The 1,164-nt window shown below is 66.8% G+C and carries 1 protein-coding gene; it reads left to right on the forward strand.

Annotated elements, in window-relative coordinates; genetic code table 11:
• Nucleotides 1–1,164 (forward strand): O-linked N-acetylglucosamine transferase, SPINDLY family protein (locus AC1DX2_RS25860; RefSeq protein WP_477199312.1); only part of this gene is annotated, 1,164 nt, incomplete at both ends.

The raw sequence follows: 1,164 nt of genomic DNA on the forward strand, positions 1-1,164 counted from the left end.
GCGCTGAACTACCTGAACTACGACGCCGACAAGAGCGCACAGGAGATCTTCGAGGCGTACCAGGAGTACGAGAGGCGCTTCGGCGAGCCCTTGCGCAAGGAATGGCAGCCCCACGGCAATGCGCCGCTGGCCGGGCGGCGCTTGAAAGTGGGCTACGTCTCCCCCGACTTTCGCAACCACGCCTGCCGCTACTTCCTGGAGCCCCTGGTGGGCAACCACGACCCGCAGCGCGTGGAAATCTATGCCTACGCCGAACTGGCACGCGAAGACATGCTCACCGTGCGCTACAAGAGCCAGGTGGCCCACTGGGTGCCCACGCGCGGCATGAGCGACGCCGCGCTGGCCCAGCGCATACGCGCCGACGGCATCGACGTGCTGGTGGACCTGGCCGGCCACACCGCAGGCAACCGCCTGGGCGTGTTCGCCAGAAAACCTGCCCCCGTGTCCTTGAGCTGGCTGGGCTTTGGCTACACCACCGGCCTCAAAGCCATCGACTACCTGTTGACCGACGCCACCCAGGCCCCCGAAGGCAGCGAAGCACTGTTCTCCGAAACCCCCTGGCGCCTGAGCGGCACCGGCTACGCCTACCGCCCCGGGGCCGACATGGGCGAAGTCGGCGAGCTGCCTGCCCAGCGCAACGGGTATGTGACCTTCGGCACCCTGACCCGTGCCGTGCGCATCAACCACAAGAGCGTGCGCGTGTGGGCCGACATCCTGAAGCGAGTGCCCAACGCCAGACTGGTCATCGACAGCGGCAGCTACAAAGACAACGCCACCTGCGAAGAACTGGTACAGCGCTTTGCGGCCCAGGGCATAGAACAGAGCCGTCTGCAAATCGGCTGCCACAGCCCGCCATGGGACGTGCTGCGCGGGGTGGACATCGGGCTGGACTGCTTCCCGCACAACTCGGGCACCACCTTGTTCGAGACGCTGTACATGGGCGTGCCCTATGTGACCTTGGCCGGGCGGCCCAGTGTGGGGCGGCTGGGCAGCACCATCCTTGAAGGGCTGGGGCACCCGGAGTGGATCGCCCAGACAGAAGAGGAATACATCGCCAAGGCGGTGGCGCTGGCAGCGGACACGCAGGCACTGGCCGGGACCCGGGCCGGGCTGAGGCAGAAGATGCAGGCCAGCGCCTTGATGGACGAGGCCGGCTTTGTGCGG

The sequence above is a fragment of the Hylemonella sp. P2_B10 genome, from assembly GCF_056404875.1.